The following is a 15,943-nucleotide window of genomic DNA, read 5'->3' on the forward strand; positions in this document are numbered from 1 at the left end:
CATCGCATGGTCTTCCGCACCGACGTCACCGGTTCGATCGGTCATGCCCGCATCGCCTTGCCCAGCGGATCGTATGGCGACGAGGCGATGACGCGCGCACCTCTTTCGACGCCGACGATGTGGGTTGTCAACTGCGTATCGATATCAGCCACTTCGCGCTCGACCAGCGCCATGGCGAGGCTCTTGCCGACCGTATGGCCGTAGCCGCCCGAGGTGACGAAGCCAGCAAGCTTGCCTCTATACCAGACCGGCTCGTAACCGCTGGCATCGGCGTCCACCGCGTCGATTTCGAGCGTCACCAGCGTGCGCCTCGATGAAGCCTTCAGTTCCTTCCGGGCCGCCTCGCGGCCGATGAAATCGCCCTTGTCGAAAGCGATCCAGCGGTCCATCCCGGTCTCATCGGGCGTATAGTCCTGCGTGAACTCGCGCGACCAGATACCAAAGCTCTTTTCGAGCCGCAGCGAATTGACCGCGCTGAAGCCGTATTCGCTCACGCCCAGATACTTGCCTGCCGTCAGCAGAGCGCGGCGCAGGCCCGCGTGCTCATTGGCCTGACAATGGATCTCGTAGCCGAGTTCGCCGATGACCGAGAGCCGCCCGACCTTGGCCCGCACCAGCCCGACATCCAATGTCTTGCAGGCTAGAAAGCCAAAGGCCTCGTGCGAAACGTCGTGATGCGTCAGGCGCTCAAGCAACATTCGCGCATTGGGACCAGCCAGCGAGAAACCGACGACCGCGTCTGAAATGTCGCGGACGGTGACGCCGTCGCTCATATGCTGCTCGAACCAGCGCATATGCCACTGGCGCAGATAGTAGGATCCCATGATCCACCAGGAGCCATCGCCCCAGTTGAAGACGGTGAGGTCGCCCTTGAGCTTGCTGTTTTCGCCGAGCATAGGCGCGAGCTTGGCGCGACCCGGCTTGGGCAGCGCACAGGCAAGCAGCCGGTCGAGCCAAGCTTCCGCCTGCGGCCCGGCGATTTCGTAGCGCGAGAAGGCAGTGATATCGAGCAGACCGACGCCCTCGCGCACCTTGCGGCACTCCTGTGCGACGATGTCAAAGGCGTTGGAGCGCTTCAGCGTCGGTGTCTCGACGAAGCCATGCGGCGCGAAATAGAGCGGCACTTCCATGCCCCATGAATTGCCCCAGCGCGCGCCGGCGGCATCCATCGCGTCATGCGCGCCGGCTGTCTTCAAGGGCCGCCCCGCCGGCAACTGCTCGTTGGGATAGCTCATGACAAAGCGGCGCGAATAGAACTGCCCGGTGGTCTGCCTGATGTATTCGCGGTTGGAGGCGAAATCGCCATAGCGGGCGATGTCCATGCCGTAGACATCGGCTTCCGGCTCGCCATGGATCATCCATTCGGCAAGCGACTTGCCGACCCCGCCGCCTTGCAGGAAACCGGCCATGACGCCGCACGCCACCCAATAGTTGGGAACCCCGCGCACCGGGCCGACCAGCGGATTGCCGTCCGGCGAGAAGGTGAAGGCGCCGTTCACCCAGCGCTTGATGCCGGCATTCTCCAGGCAGGGGTATCGGCTGAAGCCGAGGGCCAACTCGTCGGCGATGCGGTCGGTGTCTTCCTGGATCAGTTCAATGCCGTAATCCCACGGCGCCCCATCCATGTTCCAGTGCTTGTGGTTGATCTCGTAGATGCCGAGCAGCAGGCCCTTCTGTTCCTGGCGCATGTAGGTGAAGCCTTCGAGATCGACGATCAGCGGCAATTCCTTGTCCAGCGCCTGGATTTCGGGCAGCGCCTCGGTGACGAGATAATGGTGCTCCATCGGCGACACCGGCAGGTCGATGCCGGCCATCCGGCCGACCTGCTTGGCCCACAGCCCGCCGGCATTGACGACGTGTTCGGCAATCACCGTGCCCTTCTCGGTGACTACGTCCCAGCCGCCGTCCGCGCGGCGGTTGAGTGCCAGCACGCGGTTGTGCTCGATGATATCGGCGCCGCGCAGCCTGGCTGCCTTGGCATAGGCGTGCACGACGCCCGAGGGATCGATATGGCCTTCGCGCGCGGCATAGAGTCCACCCAGCATGCCGTCGGTGTTGAGGATCGGGCAGCGCTGCTTGATCTCATCGACTCCGACCAGGTGGACATCGTCGATGCCCATGGTCTGGAAGATGCGGTAGGAGGCTTTCAGCCATTCCCAGCGCTCCGGCGCCGAGGCGACCGAGATACCGCCGGTCATGTGCATGCCGATGCTCTGGCCCGATTCCTTCTCGACCTCGGAGAGCAGGTCGATCGTGTAGGCCTGCAGGGCGGCGATGTTGGGATCGGCGTTCAGCGCATGGAACCCGCCGGCCGCATGCCAACTCGACCCTGCGGTCAGCACCTCGCGTTCGATCAGCGCGACGTCGCTCCAGCCGAACTTCGCCAGGTGATAGAGCACCGAGGCTCCAACCACGCCGCCGCCGATGACGATCGCCCGATATTGGGATTTCATCCTGTCGCACTCCACCCAGCCAGTGTGGCGTACCCTATCGGTATTGTACATATGTGTCTAGAGGTTGGCGGACAGCGGAATGAGCGCCCGTGCGCCGCTCTGCGCCGATACAGCAGAGGGCTCCTCTGCTGCTGTCGGCAGCAACCGTGCTTGCTATTGGGCCGATGCACGAAGCGAAATCGTCAGGCCGCGGCGACCGGGCGGGCCGTACTATCGGTTGCGCGAAAGCGTCTTCTCGACATAGCGCGAGAAGTCCTCGACATCCTCCGCCGGAGGCTCCTGGCCGGTGAAGCTGCGCAGATAACCGGCGACGTGAGGCAGGCGGCTGCTCATCGGCTCGTTGAGCTCAAGCGAGTAATAGCCGATCTGCATGAAATACAGCACGCGGGCCCGCACGAAGGCATCCTCCTCGTCGTAGCCGTGACGCATGAACATGTCGCGTATGGCGTTGACACGCTCCTCGTCGGCCTCGTCTAACGCGCGCCTGATGGCGGGCGAGCGACGGGCCCAGGCCCTGATCGCGAAATCCAGCTGGGGGTCGAACAGCCTTTCGTCCACCCAGCATTCGAAAATGCTCATCACCCCGCGTATCACGGTGGCGGAAGGCCGCCTGGCGCGTTCCACGATGAATTTGGTATTCGTCTGCCGCCAGTAGTCCAGCAACTGATCGAGCAGATCCTGCCGGCTCTTGAAATACCAGTAGAAGCTGGAGCGCGACACATCGAGCTTCTGGCCAAGCGTCAGCACGCGGACGCGTTCGACTCCGTCAGAGATCAACGTTTCAAGCGCAAGCTTCAGCCAGTCTTCGCGAGTGGCCTTGATGTTGCCGGTGGCGCCGGCGCGCTGAATCGTCGTTTCGAGAGCTGCCATCGACACGACGCATGACATGCTGCCTCAGGCAAATCAAGGCTATGGACATAAGTGTACAGGATGAATCGGCCCAAGCCGATTGATGCACGATGGAGGTTGGCTGCATCGAGGCTCGATGGGGAATCGTCGTCGCCCGCCATCCGCGCGGCGCAGGCACGGGGATTTTTGTCGCGGCTGGCGGTTCACTGTTTGCTTTCCCGCGAGGCAATTGTCTGGCAAATACCAGTTCAGACAGATGCCCGCGCGGCCAACAAGCAGGAACACACGATATGACGCTGTTTCGAAAGAACCTCATCGATGGCGAGTGGGTCGGCGATGCCGGTTCGCGCAACATCAACCCCTCGGATACCGGCGACGTCGTCGGCGACTATGCCTCGGCGGGTGTCGAACAGGCCCAGCAGGCGATCGCTGCGGCCAAGGCAGCGTTCCCGGCTTGGTCCCGCTCCGGTCCGCTGGCGCGTCACGCGGTGTTGAAAAAGGCCTCCGACGAGATTCTGGCGCGCAAGGACGAGATCGGCCGCAATCTGGCGCGAGAGGAAGGCAAGACGCTGGCCGAAGGCATCGGCGAGACAATTCGCGCCGCCCAGATATTCGACTTCTTTGCCGGCGAAACGTTGCGTTTGACCGGAGAGGTCGTGCCGAGCGTGCGGCCGGGCGTCGGCGTCGAGATGACGCGCGAGGCGGTCGGCGTGGTCGGCATCATCACGCCGTGGAATTTTCCGATCGCTATTCCGGCCTGGAAGATCGCCCCGGCGCTGACACACGGCAACACCGTCGTCTTCAAGCCGGCGGAACTGGTTCCCGAGAGCGCCTGGACCATCGTCGACATCCTGCATCGCGCCGGCCTGCCGAAGGGCGTGCTCAATCTCGTCATGGGCAAGGGCTCGGTCGTCGGTCAGGCGATGCTCGACAGTCCCGATGTCAACGCCATCAGCTTCACCGGCTCGGTCGGCACCGGCAAGCGCGTCGCTGCGGCAAGCATCGAACACATGCGCAAGTTCCAGCTTGAAATGGGCGGCAAGAACCCGCTGGTCGTGCTCGACGATGCCGACCTCGCGATCGCCGTCGATTGCGCGCTCAATGGTGCCTTCTTCTCGACCGGCCAGCGCTGCACCGCCTCGTCCAGGCTGATTGTGGCTGACGGCATTCACGACCGCTTCGTCGACGCCCTCAAGGATCGCATGAGCAAACTGGTCATCGGCGATGCGCTCGACGCGCAGACCCAGATCGGTCCTGTCGTCGACGCGACGCAGCTGAAGCAGGACGAGGACTATATCGCCATCGGCGTCAGGGAAGGTGCCACGCTCGCCTTCGGTGGCGAGCGGCTCGACCGCAAGACGCCGGGCTTCTACCTGCAGCCGGCGTTGCTGACCGAGGCGACCAACGCCATGCGCAGTTCGCGCGAGGAGATTTTCGGGCCTGTCGCCAGCGTCATTCGCGTCAAGGACTATGACGAGGCGCTTTCCGTTGCCAACGACACGCCCTTCGGCTTGACCTCCGGCATCTGCACCTCGAGCCTCAAGCATGCCACGCACTTCAAGCGCAATTCGGAGGCCGGCATGGTGATGGTCAACCTGCCGACGGCGGGTGTCGATTTCCATGTTCCCTTCGGCGGCCGCAAGGGTTCGAGCTATGGGCCGCGCGAGCAGGGCCACTATGCGGCGGAGTTCTACACCACGGTGAAGACGGCCTATACATTCGCGGGCTGATCAGCCGTCGACCGATCAGCCGGGCTGATCGGTCACGTCCGACCACGCCGGCAACCCCGCCATGCACATCTGGATTGGAGCGGCGCGAAGGATGACAGTGCAGGACCTGACCTGGCTTAACCCGCCGCCGCACCATTCTATCGATGGCGACAGCGTTCGTGTGCGCACCGGCAAGGAGACCGATTTCTGGCGCGAGACCTTCTACGGTTTCTGGCGCGACAATGGCCACTTCCTGCACCGGCCCGTCGAAGGCGATTTCACCGCCGAGGTCACCGTCAAAGGCGACTACGAGGTGCTTTATGATCAGGCGGGGCTGATGGTCCGGCTCAGCGAAACCCATTGGATCAAGGCCGGCATCGAGTACACCGACGGCCTTGCCTATTTCTCCGTCGTGGTCACCAACGACACGTCAGACTGGTCGCTGGTCGCAATTCATGCCGGTCCGGGCGGCGTCAGGATCCGGTTGACCCGTTACGCCGAAACGATCCGTGTCCAGTATCTCGATGCTTCCGACGGCCACTGGAAGCCTGTGCGGCTTGCCTACTTTCCGATCTCCAGGACGGTGGATGTCGGCATGATGTGCTGTTCGCCGCAACGCGAGGGCTTCGAGGTCACATTCTCCGGCTTTTCGGTGGGGCCGCCGATATCGCGGGAATTGCACGATTGAGACGTGCGGCCTTGCGCCGACCGCAAGCCCTTCGACTTTGTCATAATCAAGTCTGTAGATCGAGCCTCGCCGGCGGCTGCGCCTGTCGTAAGTTGGGTTCTCCGGAGCCGGAAGGGGTATTGCGGGGAAACTTTTGGCCTTTGTTCCGCTCAAGGCGAATATGTCGGGCAGCACGTTGCAACGGTATTGGCATCCGCGCTAGGAGTTGCCCATGGGCAGGTTGCGAAGGGCAGTCAAAAGAGCCGTCTATTCCAGGGCGCTGAGATTTCTTGGCGTTCCGCCCGTGCTTTGGTCGCAAGGGATCGGACATTTCTGCGATTTCGCCGGGCCGCGCTGGTATCGCAACGCGTCAACCGCATCGACACAGAGCGAGGCATTTTTCCGCCAGCATTACAGCGGCGCACATGGCATCGTCTGGCTGCGTCTGAGCACCTTGTCCAGGGATGCGCAAACCTGTGATCTCGACACGTTCGTCAGGATCGTGTTGCCGACGATCACGGCACCGTTCACGCTGCTGACGACCGATGGCGATGCTTCGGTGCCGTCGGATCTGGCGAAGGACACCGTCGACCAGCTCCTCGCCAACCCCTTCCTGGTCTCCTGGTACAGCCAGAATTGTGACGGCACTCACCCCAGGGTCAAGCCTTTCCCGATCGGGCTCGATCTTCACACGCCTCGGTCCTTCGCCACGCCGGAAGGGCTTGTGAAGCAACTGGAAATCATACGCGCCCGGCAGGATCATGTGGACCGCCGCCCGCCCAGACTGTTCTCTGATTTCAGCATCAGCAATGGCTCGAGACAGCGCCGGGAACTGCTTGATGCCCTGCGCGGATGTCCGCATGTCGATTTCCTGGCGAAACGCGTCTCGCAGCGCTCGATCTGGCAACTGTACTCGCAATACCCGCTTGTGCTGTCCACCGAAGGCAACGGCCTGGACTGCCATAGGACATGGGAGCTGTTTTATCTCGGCTGCATCGTCGTCACCAAGACCTCGCCGCTCGACCCGCTCTATCACGGTCTGCCGGTCATTATCGTCGACGACTGGCATGAGGTCAGGGACCCTGATGCGCCGAGGCGCTGGATAGAGCAGGTTAAGCACCTGACCGAGCGCGACCATGTTTGGGGACGCTTGCATCCGCAAACCTATCTCGAGCCCATTCGGCAAGAACTTCTGCACGCACCCTGACAGGGCAGCCACGAAATTGGAGTCGCGGTCGGCAGGGCCCGCAGGATCCGCGGAAATATAGAGCCGGCTAACCTCTGGATGGCACCGACGTTTGGCGGATATCCGAGATGGTCGACGAGGCTTTCGTCAAGCGCCGCATCGTCGCCGAATGTCCGACGCACCAGCTGCGGCAGGCTGCCGGAATGTCACCATCGCCTGGACCACGCCAACCAGCGGCTCGCCAGATGCTTCCATGATGAGGTGAGCCTTGTCCGCCGATAGGCGTCGCCGGCCATCTTTATGCCTAGCGCCTGCGTCGGGAAGGGATGGATGACGTCGGCCAGCGCACGCAATCCCATGCCCGATTTGATGGCCAGCGACACCGCATTGATCATCTCACCGGCATGGCTGGCGACGACCGTGGCGCCCAGGATGCGGTCGGACCCTTCCCTGACGTGGATTTTGACGAAACCCTCCTCCTCGCCGTCCATGACCGCCCGGGCGACATCGTGCATCAGCACCGTATAAGTCTTGACCGGGATGCCGTTCTGGCGCGCCTCCGCCGGATAGAGGCCGACATGGGCGATCTCCGGATCGGTGTAGGTGCACCACGGAATGACCAGCTCGCTCAGTTTCCTGCGTCCGAGAAACAGGGCATTGCGCACGACCATGCGAGCTGTGGCCTCGGCGGTGTGGGTGAATTTGTAGGCGAGGCAGACATCGCCCGCCGCATAGATGTGCGGATTTGTGGTGCGGAGATAATCGTCCACCTTGATACCGTCGGCATCGTATGCCACCCCGGCGTTTTCCAGGTCGAGGCCGTCGACATTGGGCGATCGGCCGATGCCGGTGATGATCTCGTCGACGGAAATCGTTGTCGTGATGTCGTCGCACACCAGGTCGGCGAGCTTCTTGCCGCCTTCCGTTCGCACCGCTACCACCTCGGTGTTGAGGCGAACCTCGACACCTTCGCGCGCCAGCGCGTCCGAAAGGATCTGGGCGGCGTCGCGTTCCTCGCCGGGCAGGAACATCGGTTCCCGTTGCGCCAGGATGACCTTGGCACCGAGCAGGCAGAAGGCCTGCGCCGCCTCGCAGCCGAGCGGTCCGCCGCCAATGACCAGAAGCCGCTTCGGGCACTCCGTGAGCTCGAACATGGTCTCGTTGCTGAGATAGCCGGCCTCGGCAAGGCCTGGAATCGTCGGCAGCCTCGGGCGCGCGCCTGTCGCGATCAGCGCCTTCCTGAAACGCAAGGTTTGTCCGGCGACCGTGACAGCGTCCGGTCCGGAAAACAGCGCTTCGCCGAAATAAAGGTCGATGCCTTCGGAAACCAGCCTATCGGCGGCATCCGCGCGGCTGATCCGCTGCCGGATCTGCCGCATCCGCGTCATGGCGCGCGGAAAGTCAGCGTGAAGACGGTCCGGCATGTCGCCGCCGAAATTCTCGGCATCGCGCATGTCGGCATAAAGCCTTGCGGTGCGGATGATCGACTTGGACGGGATGCAACCGACATTGACGCAAGTTCCGCCGATCAGATTGCGCTCGATGAGCGCGACCTTTGCGCCGAGGCCGGCCGCCTCGTAGGCGGCAGTCAGCCCAGCCGGCCCGGCACCGATGACGACGAGGTTGTAGGGACCGTCCGGCTGCGGGTTCTTCCAGTGCGGCGGATGGGCGCTCGCGATCAGACTGATGTCGTTGCTGTCGACGGGGAAGGCGGTGGTCCTGGTCCGGTCACGCGACATTGCCGCCACCTGACGCCGGGCTTGCCGGCTGAGACAGCCAGCCGCCATTGAATCCGGCCTTGTGCAGGCCGCGACGGATATGCTGATTGGATCGCATCAGCTTCCAGATCAGCCCTGACCGATGGTTCTCGATCATCATCACCACGATACCCTGATCCAGCCCATAGTGGCCTTCCGACACCCAGCCGTGCCTCCCGAATTTACGCCGGTTCGCCAATGTCGGATTGAAGCCGCTCGGCAGCCGGAAATTGTCGATCACCTCGGGGTAGCGATCGCCGAGATGGCGCAGCGCCGCCAGGCAGATCTCCGGCGCGAAAGGCAGTGATGCCGGATAGGACCAAGGGGCGATCGTCCCGTCATCGGGCCCGAACGGAGCGCCGCGCGCGGCATAGCCGGAAAACCGCCGGCGCTGTCGCTCCACGCTGGTGCGAAAGCCGCCCGGCCCGTCGCCCGCCGAAAGTCCCCAAAGGTTCTCGTCATAGCCGTCATAGCCGTAAGGGTTGTGGCGCGCATAGTCGCGATGCAGATAGGTCGAGCGGCGGCTGTTTTCGAAATAGTCCGAGTTCTTCTCGCGCATGAAGGCGTCGCGGATGCCGGCGAAATCGATCCAGGCATGCGAGAACTGGTGCATGAACAATGGGCCGCCATACAGCACGTCGTAGCCGTAGATGTTTTCCCACTGATAGGTCGCCGTCCAGCCCTCGTAGCTGTTATCCGAGGTTGGACTGTCAGGCGAGGCCATCGACAGCACGTAGAGGATCGTCGCTTCGTTGTAGCCCTCCCAGCCATAGTGCAGAAAGCCGCTCTTTGGCTTCCAGCCTTGCCGCAGGGTCGGGCTTGAACCTTGTGCCCACCGCCAGTCGACGCGCCGGTAGAGCGCCTCGGCCAGTTGGCGGATTTCGGCTTCCTCGTCATCGTCACCGGCGAAATAAGCGCTCGCCACCAGCATGCCTGATATCAGCAACGCCGTATCCACCATCGACAGTTCGCAGCGCCAGACGCGCAAGCCGGTCCGCATATCGAGGAAATGGTAGTAAAAACCCTTATGGCCGGTGACGTCGTCGCTATTGCCTTGCCGGCTGGTCGAGAAGAAACGCAGCGCGGCCAGCGTCAGCTTCGCGGCGGCATCGCGCGTCATCCAACCGCGCTCGACGCCGATCGGATAGCTGGACAGCGCGAAGCCGACGACAGCGATGCTGGTCGGCGAATTTGGCCGCGATGTGTCGGCGACCAGTCCGTTTTCGGGGTTCACGTTATCGAGGAAATAATCGAAGGCGGCGCGCTGATAGCGGTCCAGAAGCTCATCGTCGGACAGTGCGGCAGATTCGGCTCTAAGCAAAAGTAGCAAACTCCCGCCTGACGGCTGCATTCCGTGTCATGGTTCCCGCTACCTTGTCGCGACTTGTCGATTCGAGGCGTCCAACTATACGCCCGCATGCTCCATCCGTTGCACCGTCACGTGGAATTGAGATTCGTTCTGCCTCAGTAGGTGGCGCGGCCGCCGGAAACGTCGAACACGGCGGCCGTCGTGAACGAACACTCTTCCGAGGCGATCCAGCAGATCAGTGCCGCCACCTCGTCGACCTCGCCAAAGCGCGCCATCGGTATCTTGGACAGCATGAAGTCGATGTGCTCCTGGCTCATCTGCTTGAAGATCGCGGTGCGCACGGCCGCCGGCGTGACGCAATTGACCGTCACCCCGGTCTTGGCCAGTTCCTTGCCGAGCGACTTGGTCAGGCCGATCACCGCGGCCTTGGACGTGCTGTAGGCGGAGGCGTTGGGATTGCCTTCCTTGCCGGCGATCGAGGCGATGTTGACGATGCGGCCATAGTTGCGCTCGAGCATGTGCGGCACGAGCGCCTTGTTGCAGTAGAAGACGCCGTTGATGTTGATGTCGATGACCTTCTGCCAATCTTCCGCCGAATAGTTCCAGGTCGTCATGTTCGGCCCGGTGATCGCCGCGCTGGTGACCAGGATATCGACACCGCCAAGCGCTTCGAGCGTTGACCGGGCAGCGCGCTCCACGCCTGCGGCATCGGCAACGTCGATAGCGATGCCGTGAAGACTGGGGATGACGGCCTTGGCCTGTTCGATCTGGGCGGGATCGCGATCCCAGACCGAAACCCGTCCGCCTTCTTCGACAATCCTCTGCGCCACCGCCAGACCAATGCCCGATGCGCCACCGGTGATGACCGCCACCCGATCGCTGAACCGTCCTGCAAAATTCATCGGCATCCGTTCTCCCCCCGTCACCTGAACCCGATGGACTGACAATGCGAGCGCCATGCCATCGGCGGCGACTGTGCTGCCCCCACCAGGCAAGTTCAAGCCGGCATGCAGCCCGATCGTCTGGGCCAATCCCGTGCCGGGATTACACGGGAATTCCCTCGAGTTGGTCGCCCAGTGCTTTCACCATCGCCACCAGCGCCGGTCCGATCTCGGCATGCGCGCGGTCCTCGGTGATGATCTCGCCGATGCCGCCGCAGGTGATGGCAACCAGCGGCGAGCCGTCACGCGGGCGGAACGGCACGCCGACTGCATGGATGTAGCTGTGCCAGGCGCCGAACGACGTCACATAGCCCTGGCGTGCATATTGGGCGATCGCATCGTCGATCGCCGCCGCGATCATCGCTGCCTTGTCCGGCTCCGCCTCCTGCAAAGCCCGTACAAGTCTGACGCGCTCCTCGGGTGAAAGGGCCGCCGCATAGGCCAGCCCCATCGATGTCTTCCAGATCGGCAGATAGGAGCCCGGGTTGAGCCGCAGCGTGACAAGGCTCTCCGACCGGCAATTGGCGAGATACACCATGTTGAGGCTGTCGCGCGTGCCGAGCGCCACCGCCGCCCCCGTCAAATCGGCCAGCGGCTGCATCAGCGGCCGGGCGACGTGCACGACGGCGCTTGAACTGAGCGCCGAATAGCCGAGCGCCACGGTAGCCGACCCCAGGCTGTAGCGGCCGAGATCCTTGTCGTACAGGAGGTAGCCGAGCGCGCTCAGCGTATAGGTGATGCGCGACACCGTGGCTTTGGGCAGGCCGGTGCGGGCAATGATGTCCTGATTGCCGAGCGAGGCGTCGCCCGGCCGGAAGGCGCGCAGGATGCCGAGCCCGCGCACCAGCGACGACGAAAGCTGTGCGCCTTCGCCTTCAAGCTCCGTCTCGTCCCTGGTGGCTCGCTTGCGCACGCTGAGGTCTTTCTGGCGTCGTCGTCCGCCTGTCGGGCCGGTGACGTCGGCACTGTCGATCAAAAATGAAATTAAATTCCATTTATATTGACAGCGGCTTTCGCGGGCTGTCAATATGTTTCCGTCGATGGCATGTCCCAGCGCCTTGTGCCATCTTACGAAGCCCCTCCTTGTGAAGGTAGCCACGTGTCTCGCTATATTTTGCGCCGGCTTATCGCAATGCCGTTTCTGGTGCTCGGCATCGTCACCATCGCCTTCCTGATCACCACGGTGACCAAGGGGGATCCGCTGACCGCGATTGTCGCCGAACAGCAGATGAGCAACCCCGAAGTGGTGGCCGCCGCCAAGACGCGTTGGGGTCTCGATCGTCCTTTGCCGGAACGCTATATGATATATCTTGGTAATCTGCTGAGCGGCGATCTTGGCACCTCGTTCATCACCAAGCGCAATGTCGGCACCGACATTCTCTACCGCTTGCCGGCAACGCTCGAACTGGTTTTCGCCGCGATGATCTTCGGCACCACGCTCGGCATCGTGCTTGGTGTGCTGGCCGCCTATTTCCGCAACAGCCTGATCGACCATGGCGCGCGGCTGTTCGCCTTGTTCGGCTCTTCGCTGCCGGTGTTCTGGTCGGGGCTCGGCCTGTTGTTCATCTTCTCCGTCATGCTGAACTGGCTGCCGGGGCCGGGCAGGGTCGATGCCCGCTTGGCATTGCCGCCCGGCATCACCGGCTTCCTGACCATCGATTCGCTTCTGGCTGGCGACTGGACCGTCTTCAAGGACGCGCTCTGGCACCTGCTTCTGCCGGCCTTCGTCCTCGGCTGGACGGTTTCGGGCACCATATCGCGGCTGGTGCGCGCCAACATGCTTGATGTGATGAGCCGCGAGTTCGTGCTCACCGCGCGCGCCAAGGGGGCGAGCGAGTTCCGCGTCGTCATCGTCCATGCGCTGCGCAACACCATGGTGCCGACCCTGACCGTCATCGGCTATTCCTTCGCCTATCTGATCACCGGCGCGGTGCTGACCGAAACCATCTTCTCCTGGCCGGGCATGGGATCCTACGCCGTGGAGGCAGCGCGTGCGCTCGATTTCCCGGCGATCATCGGCGTCACCATCGTCGGTGGTCTCGCCTTCCTGGTCACCAACCTCATCACTGACATCCTCTACGTGGTGGCCAATCCGCGCGTGAGGTTGAGCTGATGGCGGTCGTCGTCACCAAATCCCGCTCCTCGACGGTTCCCGAATGGCTGACCGCGCCATTGGCCGTCGGCACGGTCGTCATCCTGTTCTGGCTGTTCATGACCGCATTCGCCAACCTGGTCGTGCAGTTCGATCCGCTCGAAATGGTCGCACGCCGGCTTCAGGCGCCAAGCTGGGCGCATTGGCTGGGTACCGACGCACTCGGCCGCGATGTGCTGGCCCGCACTCTGCACGGGGCCGCGCATTCGCTGCCGATCGCGGTTCTGGTCGTCGTCTCTGCAGTGATCATAGGCTCGCTGCTCGGCGCCATTTCCGGCTTCGTCGGCGGATTGACCGGCGCGGCGATCATGCGGCTTGTCGACGTCACTCTGTCCTTTCCGCCGATGCTGCTGGCCATGGCCGTCGCGGCGTCGCTCGGACCAGGCCTCGGCAATGCCGCCATAGCCATGGTGCTCGTCTGGTGGCCCGTCTACGCCCGGCTGATGCGGGCGCAGGTATTGGAGGTGAAGGAGCGCGAGCATGTCGAGGCGGCAATCGCCGCCGGCGCCAGGCCGCGGCGCGTGCTGTTCACGCACATATTGCCGCTTTGCTGGACCCCGGTGCTGATCAGCGCAACCATGGATCTCGGCCAGGTCGTGCTGCTTGCCGCGTCGCTCAGCTTCATCGGCCTCGGCGCCACGCCGCCGACACCCGAATGGGGCTCGATGATCTCCGATGGCGCCGTTCATTTCTATCAATGGTGGATCGCCTTCGGTCCCGGCGTCGCCATCCTCACCATCGTGCTCGGCTTTAACTTCATAGGCGACGGCTTGCGCGACATTCTCGATCCAAGGTCGGACTAGGCGATGAGCGCACAGATTTCCTCAGCGCCACCGGGCGCAGTCGACAAGGTGGGCGAGCGCGAGCCGCTGCTGTCCATACGCGGTCTGCGGGTCGGATTCCGCAAGGCCGGCAGTCAGTTCGAAGCGGTTCGCGGGATCGACCTCGACGTCGCCAAGGGCGAAGTGGTCGGCATTGTCGGTGAGTCCGGCTCGGGCAAGTCCGTCGGCATGCTCGCCGCGCTCGGCCTCACGTCAAAGAACGCGGTGGTCACCGGCTCGGTCCGCTTCAACGGCGACGAACTGGTCGGCAAACCGGCGCGCGAGATGCGCAAGATCAGGGGCGCGCGCATCGCCATGATTTTTCAGGACCCGCTGTCCTCGCTCAATCCGGTGATGACCGTCGGCGCCCAGATTGCCGAGGCGGTCAGGCTGCATCAGCGCGTGACACGCAAACAGGCGATGGCGCGCGCGGTCGAATTGCTCCATCTGGTGGCGATCCCGCAGCCGGAGCGCCGGGTCAACCAGTATCCGCATGAATTCTCCGGCGGCATGCGCCAACGCGCGGTTATCGCCATGGCCGTCGCCAACGATCCTGACCTGTTGATTGCCGACGAACCGACCACGGCGCTCGATGTCACGGTGCAGGCACAGATCCTGGCCGTGCTGCGCTCGCTGCAGGAACGGCTCGGCCTCGGCCTGGTGCTGATCACCCATGATCTCGGCGTCGTCGCCGGCCATGCCGACCGCGTCGCGGTCGTCTATTCCGGCCGTGTCGTCGAACAGGCAGGCGTATCCGAGCTGTTCGCCGATCCGCGCCATCCTTACACGCGTGGCCTGATCGCCTCGATCCCCAACCTCGAGGAAAGCCGCGAGCGGCTGTTCTCGATCGACGGTTCGCCGCCCGCACTTGGGCGCTTGCCGGGCGGCTGCGCCTTCCATCCGCGCTGCATTTATGCCGCGGCACGCTGCCTGACCGAGGACCCGCCTTTGCACGATGTCGGCGGCCGGTTCTCGGCCTGTCATTTCGCGACGACCTTGCCGCCCTTCCACAGTGCTGTGCTGGCGGCGGCGAGCCTGGACAGTGGAGACGTGGCCTCATGAGCGCAGCGGAGCAACTCCAGGCGGAAACCAAACCGGCGGCTGCGCTTTCTGTTCGCCATCTCGTCAAGGACTTTCCGGTTCGCGGCGGCCTCGTCTTCGACCGTGCCGTTGCCCATGTCCGTGCGGTCGCCGATGTCTCGTTCGACGTAGCACCAGGCGAAACGCTGGGTCTGGTCGGTGAATCCGGTTGCGGCAAGTCGACCCTCGGGCGCTGCCTGATGCGGCTGATCGAGCCGACCAGCGGCGAAAGCTGGTTCCGTGGCCAGAACCTGCTCGCGCTCAATCACGAAGACATGCGCCTGATGCGGCGCTACATCCAGCTCGTCTTCCAGGATCCCTACGGGTCGCTGCATCCGCGCATGCGCATTGCCGACAACATCGCCGAGCCGCTGCGCATGAGCGACATGTCGGCGGCCGACCGCCGCGCGCGCGTCGCCGAATTGCTCGAACTGGTGCGGCTCAATCCCGAGCATGGCAAGCGCTATCCGCACGAACTGTCCGGCGGCCAGCGCCAGCGCGTCGTCATTGCCCGCGCGCTGGCACTCAATCCGCAAGTGGTGATCCTCGACGAGCCGGTTTCGGCCCTCGACGTTTCGGTGCAGGCCGGCGTGCTCAATTTGCTCAAGGACATCCAGCAATCCTTCGGCACCTCCTATCTGTTCATCGCGCATGATCTGTCCGTCGTGCGCCACATCTCGCATCAGGTGGCGGTGATGTATCTCGGCAAGATCGTCGAGATCGCGCCGGCGGCCGAACTCTATTCGAGGGCGCTGCATCCCTACACCCAGGCGCTGCTGTCGGCGGTGCCGCTCGCCAATCCCGAGAAGGAGCGCAAGCGCGAGCGCATCGTGCTGAGCGGCGATGTGCCGAGCCCGCTCAACCCGCCATCCGGCTGCCGCTTCCGCACGCGCTGCTTCAAGGCGCAGGCGATCTGCGCTGCCGTCGAACCGCCGCTCGATCCGGCCGGTGGTTCGCATCGCGTCGCCTGCCATTTCCCGGAGCCGGTCAACACTTTCAGGGCTGTCTGAGTGGCCTGT

At 63.5% G+C, this 15,943-nt stretch carries 13 protein-coding genes; 7 read left to right on the forward strand and 6 right to left on the reverse strand.

Annotation, left to right across the window (positions count from 1 at the left end; all coding sequences use genetic code 11):
- Nucleotides 1-41 precede the first annotated feature (41 nt).
- Together M729_RS0134040 and M729_RS0134045 are read right to left on the reverse strand one after the other, a co-directional pair.
- The gene (locus tag M729_RS0134040; RefSeq protein WP_027164243.1) at nt 42-2,453 is read right to left on the reverse strand and encodes an FAD-dependent oxidoreductase; all 2,412 of its coding nucleotides are present in this window, start codon (nt 2,451-2,453) and stop codon (nt 42-44) included.
- Nucleotides 2,454-2,663: 210 nt separating this feature from the next.
- A complete protein-coding gene (locus M729_RS0134045; protein ID WP_024501867.1) occupies nt 2,664-3,323 on the reverse strand; it encodes a TetR/AcrR family transcriptional regulator in 660 nt (219 codons plus the stop codon).
- Between the two features lie 269 nt (nt 3,324-3,592).
- Between M729_RS0134045 and M729_RS0134050 the strand changes: the two genes are divergently transcribed.
- The 3 genes from M729_RS0134050 (at nt 3,593) to M729_RS0134060 (ending at nt 6,885) form a co-directional block, all read left to right on the forward strand.
- A complete protein-coding gene (locus M729_RS0134050; protein WP_013528145.1) occupies nt 3,593-5,032 on the forward strand; it encodes an aldehyde dehydrogenase family protein in 1,440 nt (479 codons plus the stop codon).
- Between the two features lie 91 nt (nt 5,033-5,123).
- Entirely contained in the window at nt 5,124-5,699 is a 576-nt protein-coding gene (locus M729_RS0134055) for a DUF1349 domain-containing protein (RefSeq protein WP_013528144.1), read from the forward strand.
- A 211-nt stretch (nt 5,700-5,910) separates the two neighbouring features.
- Nucleotides 5,911-6,885, forward strand: coding sequence for a hypothetical protein (locus M729_RS0134060; RefSeq protein WP_032809895.1), 975 nt, complete (start codon nt 5,911-5,913; stop codon nt 6,883-6,885).
- 185 nt (nt 6,886-7,070) lie between these two features.
- Here the strand turns inward: M729_RS0134060 and M729_RS0134065 are convergent, their stop codons facing one another.
- The 4 genes from M729_RS0134065 to M729_RS0134080 all read right to left on the reverse strand — a co-directional run bounded on the left by M729_RS0134065 (nt 7,071) and on the right by M729_RS0134080 (nt 11,784).
- Nucleotides 7,071-8,603 (reverse strand): mercuric reductase, encoded by a 1,533-nt coding sequence (locus M729_RS0134065; RefSeq protein WP_027164245.1) that lies wholly within the window; start codon nt 8,601-8,603, stop codon nt 7,071-7,073.
- The gene (locus M729_RS0134070; protein WP_027164246.1) at nt 8,593-9,942 is read right to left on the reverse strand and encodes a glucoamylase family protein; all 1,350 of its coding nucleotides are present in this window, start codon (nt 9,940-9,942) and stop codon (nt 8,593-8,595) included. Before M729_RS0134070 ends, M729_RS0134065 begins: the two co-directional genes overlap by 11 nt.
- A gap of 143 nt (nt 9,943-10,085) precedes the next feature.
- A complete protein-coding gene (locus M729_RS0134075; protein ID WP_013528140.1) occupies nt 10,086-10,838 on the reverse strand; it encodes an SDR family NAD(P)-dependent oxidoreductase in 753 nt (250 codons plus the stop codon).
- A gap of 136 nt (nt 10,839-10,974) precedes the next feature.
- A complete protein-coding gene (locus M729_RS0134080) occupies nt 10,975-11,784 on the reverse strand; it encodes an IclR family transcriptional regulator (RefSeq protein ID WP_027164247.1) in 810 nt (269 codons plus the stop codon).
- A gap of 186 nt (nt 11,785-11,970) precedes the next feature.
- On the opposite strand from M729_RS0134080, the gene M729_RS0134085 reads away from it, so the two are divergent.
- Genes M729_RS0134085 through M729_RS0134100 form a run of 4 tightly spaced genes read left to right on the forward strand, consistent with a single transcriptional unit; the run spans nt 11,971 to nt 15,934 of the window.
- Nucleotides 11,971-12,984 (forward strand): ABC transporter permease, encoded by a 1,014-nt coding sequence (locus tag M729_RS0134085; RefSeq protein WP_027164248.1) that lies wholly within the window; start codon nt 11,971-11,973, stop codon nt 12,982-12,984.
- Complete coding sequence (locus tag M729_RS0134090; protein ID WP_027164249.1) at nt 12,981-13,826, forward strand: ABC transporter permease; 846 nt, start codon at nt 12,981-12,983, stop codon at nt 13,824-13,826. Before M729_RS0134085 ends, M729_RS0134090 begins: the two co-directional genes overlap by 4 nt.
- A 3-nt stretch (nt 13,827-13,829) precedes the next feature.
- On the forward strand, nt 13,830-14,906 hold the full coding sequence (locus tag M729_RS01000000136405; protein WP_084652800.1) for an ABC transporter ATP-binding protein: 1,077 nt from the start codon (nt 13,830-13,832) through the stop codon (nt 14,904-14,906).
- Nucleotides 14,903-15,934: a dipeptide ABC transporter ATP-binding protein gene (locus M729_RS0134100; RefSeq protein ID WP_027164250.1), complete on the forward strand. Its 1,032-nt coding sequence runs from the start codon at nt 14,903-14,905 to the stop codon at nt 15,932-15,934. The genes M729_RS01000000136405 and M729_RS0134100 overlap by 4 nt, the downstream gene beginning before the upstream one ends.
- Nucleotides 15,935-15,943: the final 9 nt, after the last annotated feature.

It is taken from the genome of Mesorhizobium sp. WSM1293, from assembly GCF_000513875.1.
Taxonomy (GTDB): Bacteria; Pseudomonadota; Alphaproteobacteria; order Rhizobiales; family Rhizobiaceae; genus Mesorhizobium; species Mesorhizobium ciceri.

Excerpts from the sequence above, each read along its gene's own strand:
- M729_RS0134040 (WP_027164243.1), bottom strand. The coding sequence starts at position 2,453 with ATGAAATCCCAATATCGGGCGATCGTCATCGGCGGCGGCGTGGTTGGA.
- M729_RS0134045 (WP_024501867.1), bottom strand. The coding sequence starts at position 3,323 with ATGGCAGCTCTCGAAACGACGATTCAGCGCGCCGGCGCCACCGGCAAC.
- M729_RS0134050 (WP_013528145.1), top strand. The coding sequence starts at position 3,593 with ATGACGCTGTTTCGAAAGAACCTCATCGATGGCGAGTGGGTCGGCGAT.
- M729_RS0134055 (WP_013528144.1), top strand. The coding sequence starts at position 5,124 with ATGACAGTGCAGGACCTGACCTGGCTTAACCCGCCGCCGCACCATTCT.
- M729_RS0134060 (WP_032809895.1), top strand. The coding sequence starts at position 5,911 with ATGGGCAGGTTGCGAAGGGCAGTCAAAAGAGCCGTCTATTCCAGGGCG.
- M729_RS0134065 (WP_027164245.1), bottom strand. The coding sequence starts at position 8,603 with ATGTCGCGTGACCGGACCAGGACCACCGCCTTCCCCGTCGACAGCAAC.
- M729_RS0134075 (WP_013528140.1), bottom strand. The coding sequence starts at position 10,838 with ATGCCGATGAATTTTGCAGGACGGTTCAGCGATCGGGTGGCGGTCATC.
- M729_RS01000000136405 (WP_084652800.1), top strand. The coding sequence starts at position 13,830 with ATGAGCGCACAGATTTCCTCAGCGCCACCGGGCGCAGTCGACAAGGTG.
- M729_RS0134100 (WP_027164250.1), top strand. The coding sequence starts at position 14,903 with ATGAGCGCAGCGGAGCAACTCCAGGCGGAAACCAAACCGGCGGCTGCG.